The organism is Rhizobium sp. GW821-FHT14E12, from assembly GCF_058803745.1.
Map to the genome: position 1 here is coordinate 53,686 of NZ_JBXAPH010000010.1, position 18,654 is coordinate 72,339.

Consider the following 18,654-nt stretch of genomic DNA (forward strand, 5'->3'; position numbering starts at 1 on the left):
CGGCCCGGCTTAGCTGCGGACGGGGCCGGTGGAGTCGCGCTGGATCAGGGTGACTGGCACTTTCACGACGGTGGCCTGGCGTGACTCGTGGTCTGTCTGTTGTTCCGCGATCAGTGCTTCCAGCCTCTGTGCCGCCCATAGCCCGACATCGCGGATCGGCTGCGCGACCGTCGTTAGCCGGGGAAAGACATAGGCTGCCTCCGGCAAATCGTCGAAACCGATCACCGAATAATCGCGCGGAACGGAAGACCCGCGATCCAGGACGGCGTGGATTGCCGCGATCGCTGAGATATCGCTCGTGCCGATGATTGCCGTGATCTCCGGCCGCGCCGCCAGCAGATCCCGCGCCAGCGGATAGGTTGCGGCAAAGCTGTGTTCCTCGGCCATCGCCACCGCGGCGGGCGTGATCCCGTTTCTGGCCATTTCCGCCGAAATACCCCGGAGGCGAAGCTGGACAGGCTGGCTATGGGCCGGCGCGCCGACGATGGCGATCGACCGGTGGCCGAGATCAATCAGGTGGCGCGCCATCAGCCACCCACCTTCCTCATGATCGGCCATGACCGCTTCGTCGGTGATGCCGCTCAGCTCGCGGTCGATGGCGATGATCGGAATTCGAGCGTCCCGCAGCACCTCGAAATGCTCGGCTCCGCCGAAGGCGCTGGCCACGATGACGCCATCGACGCGCTGGGCGAGCAGCATGGAAATATAGCGCGCCTCGTGGTCGATGTTTTCCGCCGTGCTGCAGATCAGCGTCTGATAGCCGCGCTGGAACAATTCCTGTTCGATGGCATGGGCCAGGATACCGAAGAAAGGCACGTCGATCGACGGCAGCATCAATCCGATCATCCGGCTCTGCGCGCCGCGCAGCATGCGCGCGTCCTTGCTGGGCGTATATTTTAGCGTTCGAATGGCTGCTTCAACCCTGTCCCTGAGATCGGGCGAGGTGTAGCCGCTATTGTTCAGCACGCGCGAGACCGAAGAGACCGATGTTCCTGCAAGCTTGGCGATATGTCTGATGTTGGTCGTCACTTGCTCGCATTTCTCTGTCTGGTGGCCGAACATTCATGAGGCGCGCCGCAGACGTTCATACTTATAATGTGACACCCACGGCGAAGATGGCAAGCAATCTCGGCGCCATGCCGAACTTTCCGATGGTGATTGCCTATGACCGATCGCAGCGAACGCGATCGATCACGCCGTCAACATTGCGGCATTGATGTCACCGTCGGGTTCGACGAGCGAGCGTTGAAATTCGGCACGCAGGAATGTGGCAAGCTGCCTTACGGGCAGGCGAGGTTGCTGCGGCAGAACCATTGCCAGCCGTAAGATCGGAAGCTCCGGCATGCCGTCCTCCGGTCCGAGCTTTCGCCAAGTGGCCGGGACTGCCGACTCCGGAAGCACCGTCAACAAATCTCCGGAATGAACCGCCAGCTGGATACCGGCGATGTCGGAGGACGAATAGACGATGCGCCACCGGCGGTCTTCCCGATCTAGCGCCGACAGCACCTGCGGCCGCGCCCGGCAGCCTTCCGGAAACAGCGCGAGCTGAATGCAGTTCTCGCGTTCCGGATAGCGATCGGCCGCTGCACACCACACCTGCTTTTCCAGCCGAATGATCTCCCCCTTCGGCTCCACGGCATTCTGCGTGATGATGGCGATGTCCAGCTCGCGGCTTTCGACCATATATTCAAGACGGTGGGAGAAATCATATTGAAGGTCGAGGCTGACCTTTGGGTATTGCGGCACGAAGCGCTGCATCAAAGCGGTGCCGAACAGCGTCAGATAGTCGTCCGGCATGCCGAGCCGAACCCGGCTTTCGTTCCGGCCCTCGAGCAGAGTGGCCAGAGCCTCGTCTTCGATCGCGCGTATCCGGCGCGCATATCCCAGTAGCCTCTCCCCGATCGGCGTAAGGGTGACGCGGCGATGGCCGCGGTCGAACAGACGCAGATCGAGGCGCTCCTCCCACTTGCCGATGGCCATGCTGACGGCCGCCTGCGTTCGGCCCAGCCTCTCGGCCGCCGCCGTGAAGCTTCCGGTTTCGGCCACAGCCACAAAGCTGGCCAGAGCATCGCTATCGAGGTTACGCATGTGTCATACTCCTGTCGCCAGGCATTCATCCCAGGCCGTAGATCTATTTCCCCATCCTGTTCAAGTAACCATCCGGGGCTGGCGGTAGCAATGCCTGCCATATGCGGAGAGCCCTGAGCTTGCGGGCATGTATCAGCGGCGCTTATGCGAGAATAACAAATCTGTCATTTTCAACACCGCTCCGCCGATTATCTTGATGCTGCGTCAACACAACAAGAACGTAAAGGGGAATTCATGTTTCGTCGTATGGAACGCAATCGTTTTGTCACAATAATGGCCGGCGGCGTTATTTGCCTGTCGAGTCTCTGGGCCAGCACGGCGGATGCCGAAACAACCTTGAGGCTGGCTCACGCTTCCGCGCCCGAAAGTCTCATCAATCAGGCCGTCCAGAAATTCGCGGATGAAGTGAGCGAGATCTCGAAGGGCTCGGTCAAGGTACAGATATTTCCGAATGCGCAGTTGGGCGATGAAGGCCCGATCGCCGACGGCGTGGGTGCAGGAGCAATCGACATCGGCCTCGGCGGCGCGGTGGATGCCATCGATCCGCGCCTCAACGTGCTGTCGCTGCCGTTCCTCTTTAAGGACGCGGACAATGTACACAAGTTTCTCGATAGCGATGAAGGTCAGAAGGTCCAGCACCTTGGAGAAGACCGCGGCTATCTGATGCTCGGCGTCCTGGATTCCGGGTTCCGCCAGTTTGCGACGAACAAGGCCATCGAAACGCCGGCCGATCTGGCTGGCGTCAAGATCCGCACACCTCCCAATCCGGTGATCCTCGCAACGATGAAACAGCTCGGTGCCCTCGCGGAATCGATCCCCTTCGGCCAGGTCTATACCGCCCTGCAGTCGCATGTGGTGGCGGCCGTCGAGCCGGAGATGCGCGACTATTACGACTCCAAATGGTATGAAGTGGCTAAGAACCTCTCGATATCGAACTACATCTGGACTGCCAATTGGTGGTATATGAACAAGGACAAGTTCGAGTCCCTGAGCCCTGAGGAGCAGGCGGCGGTCAAGAAGTCGGCAGTCGACACCGTGGTCTGGTATCGGGGCGAATTGTCGAAGACATATGCCGATACCCAGAAAAAGCTCGAGGACAAGGGCGTCAAGGTGACCACCGTCAACACGGAGCCCTTCGCCGCGCTGGTTGCGCCGGTATACGCCCAGTTCTCGACCGAGTGGGGCGCCGATCTGGTTTCCGCCGTGAAGCAAGCCGCTGCTTCCAACTGAGGTAAATCCAATGAACCAAAGTCTCGTGAAACCCTCGCCCGTCGGGCGAGGGTGGCTGAAACGCATTTTTGAATTCGTCGGCGTGCTTGCCTTCATCGTCATGTTCGGCTCGACGCTTCTAGGTGTCATTGCTCGCTTTTTTGAGTTCGGTGGGGTCGAGTGGTCGTTCGAGGTCGCCGGCATCGCCTTTATCTGGATAACCTTCATCGGCGTCATCAATGCGGAGATACGTGGCGAGAACGTCGCGTTTGAGGCTTTGAAGCATAGCGCGCCTCCACGGCTCCGGGCGGTATTAGAGACGATCTCCGCCCTGGTTCTGCTCGCGATGGGAGTTGCCTTCCTCATCAGCGGCTGGGCCGTGTGGCAGCGGTCCTGGATGGTCCCGACCTCGGTGCTGCGTCTTCCAACGGGCGTGATAACCGCGACGGTTCTGATCCTTGGACTGTCCGCGGTCTGCATTGCGATTTCGCGTCTGCCAAAGGTCATCCAGCCGCTTGTCTCCAAACATGAAAAGGAGCGGGCGCTATGACCATCGCGGTTCTCATTCTCAGCTTTTCGTTTCTTCTCCTGATTGGCGTGCCGATCGCCTGGTGCATGGGTGTCGCCAGTCTTTTGACGATCTATGTGGGTCATCTCGGCCTGCCCTTTGCCTGGTTTGCGCAGCAGACCGTCCGTGGCGCGGATGCCATCACGCTTGCGGCCATTCCGCTATTCCTGTTTGCCGGCGAACTGATGAACCGCGGCGGCCTGACCGCCCGCATCATGCGGGTCGCCGAACACGTCTTCGGCCGCATCACCGGCGGTCTCGGATTGGTCAACGTCGCCACGGCTCTGGTCTACGGTGGGATCAGCGGATCGGCCACCGCCGATACCGGCGCGGTCGGATCGATCATGATCCCGGCAATGGCGGAACGCGGCTATCCCAAGGCATTTGCGGCAGCGGTCACCGCCGCGTCGGGGACCCTCGGCATCATCGGGCCGCAGAGCGTCATCCTGATCCTCTACGGTGTGCTGACAGGTACATCGATCGGCGGTCTGCTCGTCGCCGCCTTGATCCCCGGCCTCTTCATTGCGGCCACCTTCATGATCACCTCCTACGTCGTTGCTCGTCGTCATAATTTCCCGCGCAATGAGACGCCCGCCAGCTGGAGCGAAATCGGAAAAGATGCTCTCGGAGCTCTGCCCGCGCTCCTGATGCCGGCACTCGTTCTCGGATCGATCATCGGCGGCATCGCCACGGCAACGGAAGCATCAGCGCTGGCCGTCGTCTATTCCTTCCTCGTCGGCATTCTGGTCTATCGCGAACTGCCGTTGCGTTCGCTTTATTCCGCAGCGTCCGCAGCGGTGGCGACAACCGGCGTGATCATGATGATCATGGCGCTCGCAACGCCGTTCGGATGGATCCTGACCGTCGAACAGGTTCCGGCAAATGCCGCCGCCTGGATCACGGGCCTGCACACGACACCGCTCGTCACCATCATTCTGGTTCTCGTTCTGTTGAAGGTGGTCGGTTTCTGGCTGGATCTCGGCCCCGCCCTCATCATCCTCGCCCCGATCCTGGTTCCGATCGCGCTCGCCGCCGGGCTTACGCCCTACCAGACCGGGATCGTGTTCACGATGACCTTGGGGATCGGGCTGTTCACGCCGCCGATCGGCACCAACATCTTCGTGGTCTGCAATGTCGCAAAGATCGACATGTGGTCCGTCTCGGTGTGGCTCGTTCCCTATTGGATCGCCAGCGTCGTCTGCGTCGCAGCCCTCGTCGCCTTCCCGTCACTGACCGAGTGGCTTCCCCATCTGTTTGGAGTTTGAAAAATGCAACACCTGGTTTGCGGGATATCCAGCGGCGGCAGAGCCGTGCCCGATCTCGACGGCAGGCGGTTTCTCGTTGCCAATGCCCAAGGTCCCTATGTCTGGGATGATCTTGGCAGAAGATATGTCGATACGGCGCTCGGTTTCGGGGCGACATTCCTCGGGCACACCGATCCGGTCGTAACCGACGCCATTCGCAAAGCATTGGAAAAAGGCTCGATGCCGGCCTATGCCCACGCGCTTGAGGAAGAGGCTGCCGCCAGCCTCGCCTCGCACACACAGGATCTTACCAAGGTGGTGTTCCTGAATTCGGGCAGCGAGGCCGTGCATCTGGCCTGCCGCGCGGCGCGTGCACTGACCGGTCGCCAGAAGATCGTCAAGATGGCGGCCGGCTATGACGGCTGGTTCGATGATGTGGCGTTCGGCAATGCAGGCTCGTCCGAAGCGAAGATGTCGATGAACAATCGGCCGTCGAAAGGCGACACCCTGCTCCTGCGCTTCAATGACCGCCAGGATGCGGAGCTGCTGTTCCAGGAGTGCGACGACATTGCCGCGGTCGTGCTGGAGCCGATGATGGCGAATGCGGGATGCATTCTGGCGGACCCCGGTTATCTGCAGTTCGTTTCGTCGCTTGCTCGACGTCACGGCGCGCTGGTGATCATGGACGAGGTCTTGATGGGTTTCCGTCGCCATGCGGGCCTGGCCAGCCATCTCATGGGCGTCAATCCGGACCTCGCAACCGTCGGCAAGGCGATCGGCAACGGGGTTGCCGTCGCCGCGCTATTGGGCACGCCGGAACTTATGTCCGCATTCGAGGATCAACGGGTCAACCGGGCGGGCACGTATAACGGCAACCCAGTTGCCTGCGCCGCGGTCAAGGCGGCAATGAGCGTCCTTGACGACGTCGATTACACCGCACTCGATAAAGCCGGCGACCAACTGAGGCGCCAAACCGTCGAAGCCTTCGCGCGGGTGGGCATGAACGTCTGCACGAGCGGTTACGGCACCGTGTTCACCATCTGGCGCGGCAAGGACGCTCCTTCGAACTATCGCGAGGCAGTTCAGAGAGCCGACGCTGACTTCACCGCCAAGCTTCATGTGGAATTGAGGCGCAACGGCGTCATGTCGATGTACAGCACCTATGGCCGCCACTATCTGTCTTCAAGGCATGACGAGGGCGCGCTTCAACAATGGGCTGATGCATTGGAGCAGGCCGCGCAGTCTTTTGTGGACTGATATCCGCGCGGCTCGTGAATGCGCAGACGCGGACCCGGCAAGGTGCCATGATCGGAACACAGAAGACGAAAGGATAAAGATTTGAACACGATATTCCTTCTCAATGGACCGAACCTCAATCTCCTCGGCAAACGCCAGCCTGAGATTTACGGGTCAGAAACGCTTGAGGATATCGGCGTGCGCTGCCGCAAGATCTGCGATGATCTCGGTCTGCAGCTGCGCTTTCACCAAAGCAATCGTGAATACGAGATCATCGACTGGATCCATGAGGCGCGCGAGACCGCTTTCGGCATCATCATCAACCCCGGCGCCTTTACCCACACATCCGTCGCCATTCTGGATGCGTTGAATGCTTTCGACGGCAAGGTGATCGAGGTTCACATCTCGAACATCCACAAGCGCGAGGAGTTCCGCCATCACTCCTATGTCTCCTTGCGCGCGGATGGTGTGATCGCCGGATTTGGCACCGAAGGCTATGATCTTGCGATCAAGCGCATGTCGAGCCTGGGTGCATGAGGGCCGAAAGCTTTTCCATCTGTCCGATGTTAACTGACGGCATCTACTCGACGCGGTAACGGCTTCAACCTTCGAAACCGAACCTCTCAGTATCGAAGTCATCCTCGGCGATCTCCGAAGCATCGCTCCAGGCACCGTCTGCATTGTGCTCCAGAGGGAGCGCGGTGCCGACCATGCTCGGCAGCGTCATTTCGATCGTGGTGCCCGGAGGCTGCAAGGCCCATGCGACGAGGGCGCTGGTGGACATGGTGCCGACGCCGGCGGATACTTCGCGGGAAGCGGGAGCTTGCAGGATTGCCATGGGCTGCAGCGTGACTGTGTCGCTGTTCATGGAAGCCCTTAGCTGGTCCGAAAGCTGCAATTTTCCAGCGGGATTCCGGCCCACCACCAGGCTTGCGAAAGCCATGGGGCTGGGTTTGGTGGTCGGGGTCGCGCCGATCCCGTCGCTGACGACTGGCCGCAGTGTCGGCAGCGGTACGACATAGGATGCAAGGTCGGTGAAGCGTGGAGCTTCTTTGCTCGCGTTTACCTGTTTGTTGAGTTGAAGCTCCAGCCCACTGTTCACCCGTTTTTGAGGTATCGGCAGCATGCTGGTCACCAAGCTTGCGCTCGTCGAGGATCCGGCGGTGTTTTCATCAGCTGCTATGCTGGCAATTTCGCTGCGGGCCGGGCGGACGCGTTTTTTGGCGTCCGCGACTGCCAGTTCGTAACGCGGCAGTGGTGAGCCGTCGGCGGGCAAATGCTGGGTTCGTCCATCTGGGAAAAGCCGTGCCAGTTCCTGGCGCGACATTCTCGGCCATGCACGGACATTGCCGACATCCAGATGTACAAACGGTGATCCCGAGTTTGGATAGAAGCCGACGCCGCCGATCTGCATCTGCATGGCGACCGCGCGCAGGGTCGCAAGCTTCACGCCCGGTATGTAGAAGTCCATCGCCTTGCCGAGCGTATGCTGGCTGTGCTTTGCGACGCCGGAACTGCGGGACCGGCCCCGCAGCATATTGTTGGTGGATGGCGAGCGGTAAGCCGAGACCACATGAATGGCGTCCTTCGCGCCGCTGCGACGATAGACCTCCCAGACCAGGTCGAGCAATTCCGGATCGATCCTGGTCGGCTCGTTCTTTCGCCAGTCGCGCAGGAAGCGATTGATTTGCGCCAGGCCCTTCGGATCGAATTTACCGTCGCGCTTGAAGACGATGGTCGCCTTTTCGCCCGTATGCGTGAAGAAGAGCTTGAGTGCCCGGTCCTCGGCCGCTGCTGCCGTGGATCCCGCAAAGGCAGCAAGAACCAGCATCGCGACCAGCGCTACACGATGAGCAACGAATGACAAAATCATGGCTGACATTGTCGCTGGAATGGAGAGAAACGCTTGGTGCACGGACACGACTTTCGTCTTTGGTAAAAGACAGGGAACACGAGTGGCGCCGCATCTGCGACGTCGCTTCACCTCCAATTATGGTCAACAGATCCCTAACAGACGGTTTACGGGCGGAATCGCAAAGTGTGGCGCCCCGGACGGCCGCCGTCATTGATGGCTCAATGCGCCCGCCGGCACATTGAAGCTGCGCGAACTCCGTCGAATGTTCTGCGTATAGTTGAAGGTCGCGTGAGGTCTAAACTGAAGACCGGATTTGTGGACCCGTGGCTCATTTTCTTTCGAAGCGGTGGGTTGGGATCTCCAGCGCTCAATCCAAGGCGGACAAGTTATGCAAGCTTAAATAGGTTGGGCTAATAAGTATTGTTTCGTCAAATGGGTGAAAGTTGACCTGTTGTGAAGCAATAAATAAGAAATTCTGCATGAGTTACGCTTGATACATGGGATTTTGTTTTGATATCTAACGAATCTCTAATTTATATCAAATATCGCAAAGTAAATATTAACCAAAATCTCCTTATAAATCTTCAGCTCGATAACCGTCTTGCGGAGGGGTAATAGTGAGAAAGACCATACTGGCGGCTTTTGTGATGGCGATATCCGCCTCGACTGCAAGTGCGCAGACGATCGGCGTGTCGATGTCCGATCTCGATAAATTCAGAACTGCATTGCTTAACGGAATTCTTTCGCACGGAAAGACGATTTCCGGGCTGAAGCTTGTCGTGCAGAACGCCAAAAGCGACAATGAGCTTCAGAAGAAGCAGGTTCAGCAGTTTATCGCGGATAAGGTCGATGCCATTATCCTTGGCGTCTCCGATGGCGACCTCGGTCCGCAGATGACAAAGCTTGCCGCCGATGCCCATATTCCGCTGGTCTATATCAATAACCTACCCTCGAACCTGTCGGATCTGCCGGAAAATCAGGTCGTGGTCGCGTCCGACGAAGCGGAATCGGGAACCTTGCAGACAAAGGAAGTCTGCTCGCTTCTGAAGGGCAAGGGGCGCGTCGTGGTGCTGATGGGCGAACCCTTCCATGCGGCGGCCCGCGCCCGCACGCAGGACATCGACAATGTCATCGCCACGCCTGAATGCAAGGGTCTCCAGATCGTGGAGCGCCAGGCTGCCTATTGGTCGAGCGATTATGCCGATCAGCAGATGCAGGAATGGCTGTCGGCAGGGGTGAAGTTCGACGCGGTCATCGCCAACAACGACGAGATGGCGGTCGGTGCGATCCGCGCCATGAAGAGGAACGGCATGTCGATGAAGGACGTCGTTGTCGCAGGCGTCGATGCCACCGACGACGCCCTGGCGGCGATGCAGGCCGGCGATCTGGACGTCACCATTCTCCAGAGCGCCGTCGGGCAGGGGGCGACATCAGTCGATGCCGCAATCAAGCTCATCAACGGGCAGAAGGTGCCGCGCGAAAACAACGTGCCCTTCGAGCTCGTGACGCCACAAAATATCGCCCAATATCTGCCGAAGACCCAGTGAGCATAAGGGGATCATCATGTTGCGCTTTTGGAATAAATTAGGCATCCGCGCGCAGATTACGGCGGGCTTCCTGCCGTTGATCCTGCTCATGAGCCTGCTCTCGGTCAATGCGATTTCCGGTATGGAAGGACTTTCATCCATCTTCTCCTCCTACCGTAGCACCGCCGGCCAGAGCCTCGCCATTTCCGGCTACAGCGACCAGCTGAACGAGATCCAGATGTCGGTGGAAGCTTTCCGCTCCAACCCGACCCCGGATGTCGTGAACCGTTTTCGCGCCGGCGTGAAGGCGTTTGACGCCGACGACCAGCGCTTTGCGGGCAACAGTACTCTACAGACTGGAATGGCAACCATCCGTCAGGATATTGCCACCTACGGCAAGGCTTTCGAGCAGATCGTATCCCTGCACGAAAGGCGCGATGCCTTGATCTCCAAGGTCACCGAGTTCGGCCCCTGGACCAGCATTGCGCTCAACGACGTCATGCGCAGCGCCTGGCGACAGAACGATGTCACGCTGCTGCACATGACCGGCGCCACGCTCGAGGCATTGAACCGCAGCCTCTATTTCTCTGAGCGCTTCATCCACGCGGGCGATCTGGCATCCTACGACACCGCTCAGGCGGCGCTCAACGACGCCATGGCTTTGAACGATGCGGCAGCCAAGGCCGCAAAGAATGATCTGCAGCGCAAGCGCATTCTGGGCGCTGGGCAGCTGATGCAGAACTATACAAGCCGTCTCGGCGATGTGAGGGACGTATTGCTGGCGACGAACAAGATCCGTGAAAGTGAATTGAACGTCCTGGCGCCGAAAATCGCCACGGGCTTCAAGGATCTGCAGGCCACGGTCATGGACGCGCAGAAGGCGCTCGATGGCTCAGTCGATACGACGGTTGCCTCCGCGGCCCGCTCAACGCTCGTGATCAGCGGTCTTCTGATCGTAATTGGTCTCGTGCTCGCCTATTTCGTTGGCCAGCTGATTTCATCGGCTGTGCGCAAGATGGCGTCGACGATGGAGCGGCTTGCGCGCGGCGACGACACGATGGTGGTGGACGGTACCGAACATCGTCACGAACTCGGCGCCATGGCACGCTCGCTGAAGGTCTTCCAGGAGACGGGACGCGGCAAGGTCATGGCGGAAGCCAATGCCGAACGTGCCCGCCTTGCGGCCGAAGAGGAGCGTCTGCGCCAGGAAGCCGAGCGGCTTGCCGACGCCCAGGTGATGGAACATGCCTTCCAGCAGATTTCCTTGGGTCTCGATGCGCTCTCGAAGGGCGACCTCACGGTTCGTGTCGGCGAGGTTGACGGTCGTTATGTCCGCATCCGGGATCATTTCAACAACTCGGTCTCCAGCTTGGAAGAGGCTCTCGATTCCGTCATCCGCGCGGTTGGCACGATCAGGTCCGGCCTTACGGAAATCTCGACAGCTTCCAACGATCTCGCTCGCCGCACGGAACAGCAGGCCGCTTCGCTTGAAGAGACTGTGGCAGCCCTTGGCGATGTAACGCGGGGCGTCAATGGCACGGCGGAAGGCGCAAGTCATGCTCAGGGCGCTGTCGCCACCGCACGCGCCAATGCCGAAAACGGCGGGGCGATCGTCGCTCGTGCCATCGCGGCCATGACCGAGATCCAAAGCTCATCGTCGAAGATCGGCAATATTATCGGCGTCATCGACGAAATCGCCTTCCAGACCAACCTTCTTGCCCTGAACGCGGGCGTGGAAGCGGCGCGCGCGGGCGAGGCGGGGAAAGGCTTTGCCGTCGTTGCCCAGGAGGTGCGCGAACTCGCTCAGCGATCGGCCAGCGCCGCCAGAGAGATCAAGGCATTGATTTCAACATCTTCCGCCCAGGTTAAGGCGGGTGTGGAGCTCGTCGGCGAATCCGGCACGTCGCTCGCGCAGATCGTCGAACAGGTTGGCGCGATGAGTGCCACGGTCGCGGAGATCGCGGTGGCTGCGCGTGAACAGGCTGCCAGCCTGCGGGAGGTTTCGGCGGCCGGCGATCAGATGGACAAGGTCACGCAACAGAATGCAGCGATGGTGGAAGAGACCACGGCGGCGGCCCAGAGCCTGACCCAGGAGACCGAAAACCTCGCCGATCTGGTGCACCGGTTCAGGACACGCAGCGCGGCGACACCAGGACAACGTCAGTACGCCATGGCATCCTAGTGCCGGCGCCGGAAGCATGCTGAAGAACGGGCCGGGTTGCCGATTGCGCAACCCGGCCCGTTCGTTTTGTCCCTATTGGACACGATCGCGGATCGTGGGAGTGCACCAGTCGCAAGCGGCTACTTGGTGTTCTTCGCCTGCTGCCATTCGCCCTCGGCATCCATTTCGACGCGTTTGTTGCCGCGGTAGAAGATCGGTTTTCCTGTGTTCTTGTCCATGGAAAACCGGCTGGGCGAAAATTTCGCCTTCTCACGTCCCTGCAAAGCGAGCGCAAGCGCTTCCTTAAACTTCCCATTTTTGCAAAGAGCGATGAAATCTTCTTCGTTCATTGAACATACCTGATTGACGCTAGGCTGGTTTCTTTAACCAGAAAACCGCTCAGAGTCATCGACAACCATCGACCCAGGAACAGTTTTTCACCTTGCATCCTCGATACCCCACCTTCGAGGGACGGCCAAGGGTTGGCAGATCCGTGGTTCAGGAGGCCTTTGCTTCGAAAGCGGGTGGAAAGTCACCCAGCGATTTCGCCTTGAGGATCAGGCCCTCGATATCCTGCTCGACGATCGCTTCAAGGTCGGCGAAACTGTCGATGACATAGTAGATCGGCTGGACGATATCGATCCGGTAGGGCGTCCTCAGGACATCCAGCAGATCGAACGGTCGGAACTCGCACGCCTTGCCTTCCATGGCGGCCCTCGCTTCGCTTGGCGACGAGACGATGCCCGCGCCGAAACAGCGGCGGCCCTCCGGCGTATTGATCAGGCCGAATTCGACGGTGAACCAGAAGATGCGGAACAGGTGCCAGGAATAGCCCTTGCCGAGGCGGACTGCGGTTTCGCCGAAATGCCGCACGAAATTGGCATAGCTCTGATTGGTCAGCAGCGGGCAGTGGCCGAAGACTTCGTGGAACAGATCCGGCTCCTCGATATAGTCGATATGCTCGCGGCGGCGAAGGAAGGTGGCGAGCGGGAATTTGCCCTGCGACAGGAGTTCATAGAAGCGCGAGGGCGGAATGAGCGCCGGCACGCCTTCGACGCCGAAGCCGGTTGTCTCGCCGAGGCGTCGGTTGACGTCGAGAAGCTGGGGGACCTTGTCCCGCTTCAGCCCCAGGGTTTTGATACCGTCCAGATATTCGCGGCAGGCCATGTTGGTCAGCAGTTTCAACTGGCGTTCGTAGAGTTCAGCCCAGATCGCATCCTCTTCGGCGGTGTAGGCGTATAGGCCATCCGGGCCGGGCAATTTGGCGGTGTAGCTGCTTTCCTTGACCATAGCTTGATCCTCCCAGATGCTGCGATATTCTTGCAATTATGCTCCGGGTTCGGAGGATTTTCTTTTCTTTCCTGTTGAATATTGCCATGATGATGGCAAATATTCTCGGATCTGGTGCCGAAAATGAAGGAACCTGGGAATTTTCATCGCAAGCTTCTGCAACTGATTCAGGCCGATGGCAGTCTTTCGCTGGCGGAGTTGGCGGAAAAAGCCGGAATGTCGCAAAGCTCGGCGTGGCGGAAGATCCAGGAGCTGGAAGCAGACGGCGTCGTGCGCAAGCGGGTGACGCTGCTCGATCCGGGAAAGCTCGATCTCAAGCTCTGCGTGATCGCGCATGTGACGCTGGAAGATCATCATGAGGAGGCGGTTGCGTCTTTCGCCTCGGTGGTGCTGGAGCGCCCGGAGATCATGGAATGCTACGCGCTGTCCGGCGCCTTCGACTATATGCTGAAGATCCGGGCGAGGGACGTGGAAAGCTACGAGGCCTTCATGACCCGCTACCTTATGCGCAACCCGCATGTGCGCACGGTGGTGTCGAGCTTCGTGCTGCGCGAACTGAAATTCTCGACCGAGCTGCCGCTTTAGCGCGGACTCTCGCCATCTCAGCCATGGGGCATGAGCACCGGAAATCCTTCAAAGGTCTTGAGCGTGTCGAGAACGATCGACGTCTTCACATGCTGCACGGACTCATGAGGCAACAGGACATCGTTGACGAATCTTGAGAGGTCCGCGAGCCCACGGGTTGCTACCTTCAGGTGATAATCCATTTCACCGGTCAGCGCGTAGGCTTCGAGAACTTCCGGCAGTCCGCTGATCAGCTGGGAAAATCTCTGAGCATTGTCCCTGTTGTGGGTTGCGAGCGTCACGGAAATGACCACCAGCATATCCAGGCCCAGCTTCTGCCTGTCCAGATTGGCCTGGTAGCCGCGAATATATCCCTCAGTCTCCAGTCTCGTCCGCCGGCGCGAGCACTGCGAGGGTGAAAGCGCGATCCGCTCGCCCAACTCATTGTTCGTCAACCTGCCGTCCTTTTGCAGCTCCTGAAGCAGACGCAAATCGAACTTATCGAGCTGTTCATCCATTGCATAAAATCCATAAAATGCTCACGATCCGTGCATAAAATCCGCTAGATGCATGAAGAATGCAAGTACATTGCACGCATTTTGGATCACACTTTGCGCAGTCGAAACGCAAATTTCTCTGGAGGAGAAAATGGGTCCTTTTCCGCACGATGCGCCGCCGCCGGAAATCAGCGCTGACAATCCAGCCGGTACCGACGGCTTCGAATTCGTTGAATTTGCCCATCCGGAGCCCGAGAAGCTACGGGAGCTCTTCACCCGCATGGGCTATATCCCGGTCGCCAAGCACAAAACGAAGGACATTACCGTCTGGCGGCAGGGCGATATTAATTATCTCCTGAATGCCGAACCGGGAAGCCACGCCGCCCGTTTCGTTGGAGAACACGGTCCCGCCGCCCCGTCGATGGCCTGGCGCGTTGTCGATGCCAAGCACGCCTTTGATCATGCGGTGTCAAAAGGTGCCGTTCCCTATGAGGGGAACGACAAGGCGCTCGATGTCCCGGCGATCGTCGGCATTGGCGGCTCGCTGCTCTATTTCATCGAGACCTATGGTGAAAAGGGGTCGGCTTATGCTGCCGAGTTCGATTGGCTCGGCGAGCGCGACCCGCGTCCCGAAGGGGTCGGCTTCTATTATCTCGATCATTTGACCCACAATGTCTTCCGCGGCAACATGGACAAGTGGTGGGCTTTTTACCGCGAGCTGTTCAACTTCAAGCAGATCCACTTCTTCGACATCGACGGGCGCATTACCGGTCTGGTGAGCCGCGCCATCACCTCGCCCTGCGGCAAGATACGCATTCCGCTGAATGAATCGAAGGACGACACGAGCCAGATCGAGGAGTTCCTGAAGAAGTACAAGGGCGAGGGCATCCAGCACATCGCGGTCGGAACGGAAAACATCTATGAAGGCACCGATAGGCTCGCCGACAATGGGCTGCGCTTCATGCCCGGTCCTCCGGAGACCTATTACGACATGTCCTACGCACGCGTGAACGGCCATGACGAACCCATCGCGCGCATGAAGAAACATGGTATCCTCATCGATGGCGAAGGTGTGGTGAATGGCGGCATGACGAAGATCCTGCTGCAGATCTTCTCAAAAACGGTCATTGGCCCGATCTTCTTCGAATTCATCCAGCGCAAGGGTGACGAAGGCTTTGGCGAAGGCAATTTCCGCGCCCTTTTCGAGTCGATTGAGGCGGATCAGATCAAACGTGGCGTGATCGGTACTGCGGCGGAATGATCTCTAGGCGATCCTGCGCCTGCGTGGGATCGCCCTCAGTTTTCGGGAGGAATTGAGCGATGGACCAGACAATGACCCAGGCTTCGGACAAGGAAGCCTCGGTGGCGGATAAGCTGCAATATATGCCCGGATTCGGCAACGACTTCGAAACGGAAACGCTTCCCGGCGCCTTGCCGCAGGGTCAGAACAGTCCGCAGAAATGCAACTACGGTCTTTATGCCGAACAGCTTTCCGGCTCGCCCTTCACCGCGCCGCGAGGGACGAATGAACGATCCTGGCTCTATCGTATTCGCCCGAGCGTGCGCCATACCCGTCGTTTTTCAAACGCCTCTTATCCGCTCTGGAAATCTGCGCCCTGCCTGGACGATCATTCGCTTCCCCTCGGCCAGCTTCGCTGGGGTCCCGTGCCTGCGCCGGACCAGAAGCTGACCTTTCTCGATGGCGTGCGGACAATGACGACCGCGGGCGACGCCCTGACCCAGACCGGGATGGCCGCGCATGTCTATGTCTTCAACGAGGACATGGTGGATGATTATTTTTTCAACGCTGATGGTGAACTGCTGATCGTCCCGCAGATCGGCGCTATCCGCGTGTTCACCGAAATGGGCATCATGGACGTCGAGCCCCTGGAGATAGTTCTCATCCCCCGGGGCATGATGTTCAAGGTGCTGCGCAAAGGCGACGAGAAGGTCTGGCGCGGCTATATCTGCGAGAATTACGGCGCGAAGTTCACGCTCCCGGATCGCGGGCCGATCGGCGCGAACTGCCTGGCAAATCCCCGCGATTTCAAGACGCCCGTCGCCGCATACGAGGACAAGGAAACGCCTTGCCGTGTGCATGTGAAATGGTGCGGAAAGTTTTACGTCACCGAAATCGGTCACTCGCCTCTCGATGTGGTCGCCTGGCATGGCAATTACGCGCCTTTCAAATATGACCTGCGGACATTTTCCCCGGTTGGAGCGATCCTGTTCGATCACCCCGACCCGTCGATTTTCACGGTGCTGACCGCGCCCACCGAAAGTGCGGGCACGGCGAACGTCGATTTCGTGATCTTTCCGCCGCGCTGGCTGGTCGCTGAGCACACCTTCCGCCCGCCTTGGTATCATCGCAACATCATGAGCGAATTCATGGGCCTGATCCATGGTCAGTATGATGCCAAGGAAGAGGGCTTCGTGCCGGGCGGCATCAGCCTGCACAACATGATGCTTCCCCATGGGCCGGATGCTTCAGGTTTCGAAAAGGCATCCAATTCCGAGCTGAAACCTGTCAAGCTGGATCACACCATGGCCTTCATGTTCGAGACCCGCCACCCGCAGCAGGTGACGAAATACGCCGCGGAGCTCGAAACCCTGCAGGATAATTATCTGGAGTGCTGGGACGGGTTGGAACGCAGGTTCGACGGAACTCCCGGTATCAAGTGAAGACCGGCCATTCATCCTCCGACACTGGGGCCAGAACATGAAGCTCGCGACTTTGAAAGATTCCACACGGGACGGCCGGCTCGTCGTCGTCTCCCGCGACCTTACCCGTTGCTCCGAGGTCGGTCATATCGCCCGCACCTTGCAAGCCGCTCTTGACGACTGGGAGCATGTGGCGCCGAGACTGGCGCTGATTGCCGAGGGGATCGAGACCGGAGCCCAGCCGACGATCCGGTTTCACGAGCATGACGCTACGTCGCCTTTGCCGCGAGCCTATCAGTGGGCCGACGGTTCGGCTTATGTCAATCATGTCGAGCTGGTGCGCAAGGCGCGCAATGCCGAGATGCCGGCGAGCTTCTGGGTCGACCCATTGATGTATCAAGGCGGCTCGGACAGCTTTCTCGCGCCGCGCGATCCGATCGTGGCGGCCGACGAGGCCTATGGGATCGACATGGAAGGCGAGGTCGCCGTCATTGTCGGCGATGTGGCCATGGGTTCCGATCCTGAGGTCGCCCGGAGCGCCATCCGGCTGGTGATGCTCGTCAACGACGTCTCGCTGCGTGGTCTGATAGCCGAGGAGCTGGCAAAGGGATTCGGCTTCTTCCAGTCCAAGCCCGCATCGGCGTTCTCTCCGGTGGCGGTGACGCCGGACGAGCTTGGTGAGGCGTGGGACGGCGGCAAGCTGCACCTGCCGCTGCTCGTGAGCCTGAACGGCAGGGCATTCGGCAAGGCGAATGCCGGCGTCGACATGACATTCGATTTCGGCCAGTTGATCGCCCATGCCGCCAAGACTCGCGATCTGGTGACCGGCACGATCATCGGCTCGGGAACGGTGTCCAACAAGCTGGACGGCGGGCCGGGCAAGCCGATCGAGAATGGAGGCGACGGCTATTCTTGCATCGCTGAGATTAGGATGATCGAGACCATCGAAAGTGGATCGCCAAAAACTTCATTCCTGAAATTCGGCGATCAGGTCCGCATCGAGATGAAGGATCGTTCTGGGCATTCGATCTTCGGGGCGATCGAACAGACTGTCGAGCGATATAGTGGGCGCGGCCCGCAATGAACGAGGTCGTCCTTTACGACTATTGGAGATCGTCCGCGAGCTACCGCGTCCGTATCGCGCTCAACATGTTGGGGATTGGCTACAGGACGGTGCCGATCAACCTGTTGGAGGGCGAACACAAGAAGCCGGACTATCTTGCGCTCAATCCGCAGGGTTTGGTGCCGACATTGGTGATCGACGGAAGGACGCTGACGCAGTCGCTTTCGATCATCGAATATCTGGCCGAGCTGCGACCGGAGAGCGGATTGCTGCCATCGAATATCGCGGCTCGGCAACAGGTCCGGGCGCTTGCCTATGCGATCGCCATGGATATCCATCCCATATGCAACATGCATGTCGTGGCGGAGGTCATGACCCTGACCGGCAAGACCGAGGCCCGCGAGGAATGGATGAAGCACTTCATCTCGGATGGATTGCGTAAGCTGGAAGCGATGCTCGGCGAATTCGATGGTGCCTTCAGCTTTGGAGATCAGCCGACAATGGCGGACCTTTGTCTCGTTCCGCAGGTCTATAATGCTCGCCGCTGGGGCGTGGACCTGACCGGGCTCAAGCGCATCGTCGATATCGATGGCAAGTGCGCCGAACTGCCGGCCTTTCAGGCGGCCCATCCCGACCGCGTGAGATCATAACGGTACGCCGGTATCGCGCCGCCTCCATCGGTCCGTATGAAA

General features: G+C 59.2%; 18 protein-coding genes. 12 read left to right on the top strand and 6 right to left on the bottom strand.

The features are described from left to right. Positions 1-9: 9 nt before the first annotated feature. Both AC1RO0_RS27000 and AC1RO0_RS27005 read right to left on the bottom strand, forming a co-directional pair. Entirely contained in the window at positions 10-1,029 is a 1,020-nt protein-coding gene (locus tag AC1RO0_RS27000) for a LacI family DNA-binding transcriptional regulator (RefSeq protein WP_498595639.1), read from the bottom strand. Between the two features lie 162 nt (positions 1,030-1,191). Continuing rightward, on the bottom strand, positions 1,192-2,088 hold the full coding sequence (locus AC1RO0_RS27005; protein WP_498595640.1) for a LysR family transcriptional regulator: 897 nt from the start codon (positions 2,086-2,088) through the stop codon (positions 1,192-1,194). A gap of 234 nt (positions 2,089-2,322) precedes the next feature. On the opposite strand from AC1RO0_RS27005, the gene AC1RO0_RS27010 reads away from it, so the two are divergent. From AC1RO0_RS27010 to aroQ, 5 genes are all read left to right on the top strand, one after another. After that, complete coding sequence (locus tag AC1RO0_RS27010; RefSeq protein ID WP_498595641.1) at positions 2,323-3,318, top strand: TRAP transporter substrate-binding protein; 996 nt, start codon at positions 2,323-2,325, stop codon at positions 3,316-3,318. A gap of 10 nt (positions 3,319-3,328) precedes the next feature. After that, the gene (locus AC1RO0_RS27015; RefSeq protein ID WP_498595642.1) at positions 3,329-3,847 is read left to right on the top strand and encodes a TRAP transporter small permease; all 519 of its coding nucleotides are present in this window, start codon (positions 3,329-3,331) and stop codon (positions 3,845-3,847) included. Then, on the top strand, positions 3,844-5,130 hold the full coding sequence (locus AC1RO0_RS27020; RefSeq protein ID WP_007700472.1) for a TRAP transporter large permease: 1,287 nt from the start codon (positions 3,844-3,846) through the stop codon (positions 5,128-5,130). The genes AC1RO0_RS27015 and AC1RO0_RS27020 overlap by 4 nt, the downstream gene beginning before the upstream one ends. A gap of 3 nt (positions 5,131-5,133) precedes the next feature. Further along, positions 5,134-6,366 carry an aspartate aminotransferase family protein gene (locus AC1RO0_RS27025; protein ID WP_498595643.1) on the top strand — a complete coding sequence of 411 codons (1,233 nt, stop codon included), beginning with the start codon at positions 5,134-5,136 and terminating at the stop codon, positions 6,364-6,366. Between the two features lie 81 nt (positions 6,367-6,447). After that, positions 6,448-6,882 (top strand): type II 3-dehydroquinate dehydratase, encoded by a 435-nt coding sequence (gene aroQ / locus AC1RO0_RS27030; protein ID WP_012649831.1) that lies wholly within the window; start codon positions 6,448-6,450, stop codon positions 6,880-6,882. Positions 6,883-6,946: 64 nt separating this feature from the next. Here aroQ and AC1RO0_RS27035 read toward each other — a convergent pair whose 3' ends face one another. Continuing rightward, positions 6,947-8,218, bottom strand: coding sequence for a peptidoglycan L,D-endopeptidase MepK (locus AC1RO0_RS27035; protein ID WP_498595644.1), 1,272 nt, complete (start codon positions 8,216-8,218; stop codon positions 6,947-6,949). Positions 8,219-8,847: 629 nt separating this feature from the next. On the opposite strand from AC1RO0_RS27035, the gene AC1RO0_RS27040 reads away from it, so the two are divergent. Further along, positions 8,848-9,747: a substrate-binding domain-containing protein gene (locus tag AC1RO0_RS27040; RefSeq protein ID WP_498595740.1), complete on the top strand. Its 900-nt coding sequence runs from the start codon at positions 8,848-8,850 to the stop codon at positions 9,745-9,747. 16 nt (positions 9,748-9,763) lie between these two features. Then, positions 9,764-11,908: a methyl-accepting chemotaxis protein gene (locus tag AC1RO0_RS27045; protein WP_498595645.1), complete on the top strand. Its 2,145-nt coding sequence runs from the start codon at positions 9,764-9,766 to the stop codon at positions 11,906-11,908. 119 nt (positions 11,909-12,027) lie between these two features. On the opposite strand, the gene AC1RO0_RS27050 is transcribed toward AC1RO0_RS27045, so the two are convergent. Continuing rightward, on the bottom strand, positions 12,028-12,237 hold the full coding sequence (locus AC1RO0_RS27050; RefSeq protein WP_007700490.1) for a hypothetical protein: 210 nt from the start codon (positions 12,235-12,237) through the stop codon (positions 12,028-12,030). A 148-nt stretch (positions 12,238-12,385) separates the two neighbouring features. Then, positions 12,386-13,177 carry a phenylalanine 4-monooxygenase gene (locus AC1RO0_RS27055; RefSeq protein WP_498595646.1) on the bottom strand — a complete coding sequence of 264 codons (792 nt, stop codon included), beginning with the start codon at positions 13,175-13,177 and terminating at the stop codon, positions 12,386-12,388. Between the two features lie 123 nt (positions 13,178-13,300). On the opposite strand from AC1RO0_RS27055, the gene AC1RO0_RS27060 reads away from it, so the two are divergent. Beyond that, a complete protein-coding gene (locus AC1RO0_RS27060) occupies positions 13,301-13,762 on the top strand; it encodes an Lrp/AsnC family transcriptional regulator (protein WP_153362906.1) in 462 nt (153 codons plus the stop codon). A 17-nt stretch (positions 13,763-13,779) separates the two neighbouring features. Here the strand turns inward: AC1RO0_RS27060 and AC1RO0_RS27065 are convergent, their stop codons facing one another. Next, positions 13,780-14,259: an Lrp/AsnC family transcriptional regulator gene (locus tag AC1RO0_RS27065; RefSeq protein WP_498595647.1), complete on the bottom strand. Its 480-nt coding sequence runs from the start codon at positions 14,257-14,259 to the stop codon at positions 13,780-13,782. A gap of 130 nt (positions 14,260-14,389) precedes the next feature. Between AC1RO0_RS27065 and hppD the strand changes: the two genes are divergently transcribed. Genes hppD through maiA form a run of 4 tightly spaced genes read left to right on the top strand, consistent with a single transcriptional unit; the run spans position 14,390 to position 18,612 of the window. Then, positions 14,390-15,499 (top strand): 4-hydroxyphenylpyruvate dioxygenase, encoded by a 1,110-nt coding sequence (gene hppD, locus AC1RO0_RS27070; RefSeq protein WP_498595648.1) that lies wholly within the window; start codon positions 14,390-14,392, stop codon positions 15,497-15,499. Between the two features lie 59 nt (positions 15,500-15,558). Continuing rightward, the gene (gene hmgA / locus AC1RO0_RS27075; protein ID WP_498595649.1) at positions 15,559-16,920 is read left to right on the top strand and encodes a homogentisate 1,2-dioxygenase; all 1,362 of its coding nucleotides are present in this window, start codon (positions 15,559-15,561) and stop codon (positions 16,918-16,920) included. A gap of 37 nt (positions 16,921-16,957) precedes the next feature. Next, a complete protein-coding gene (locus tag AC1RO0_RS27080; RefSeq protein ID WP_498595650.1) occupies positions 16,958-17,983 on the top strand; it encodes a fumarylacetoacetate hydrolase family protein in 1,026 nt (341 codons plus the stop codon). Beyond that, entirely contained in the window at positions 17,980-18,612 is a 633-nt protein-coding gene (maiA, locus tag AC1RO0_RS27085; RefSeq protein ID WP_498595651.1) for a maleylacetoacetate isomerase, read from the top strand. The genes AC1RO0_RS27080 and maiA overlap by 4 nt, the downstream gene beginning before the upstream one ends. Positions 18,613-18,654 lie beyond the last annotated feature (42 nt).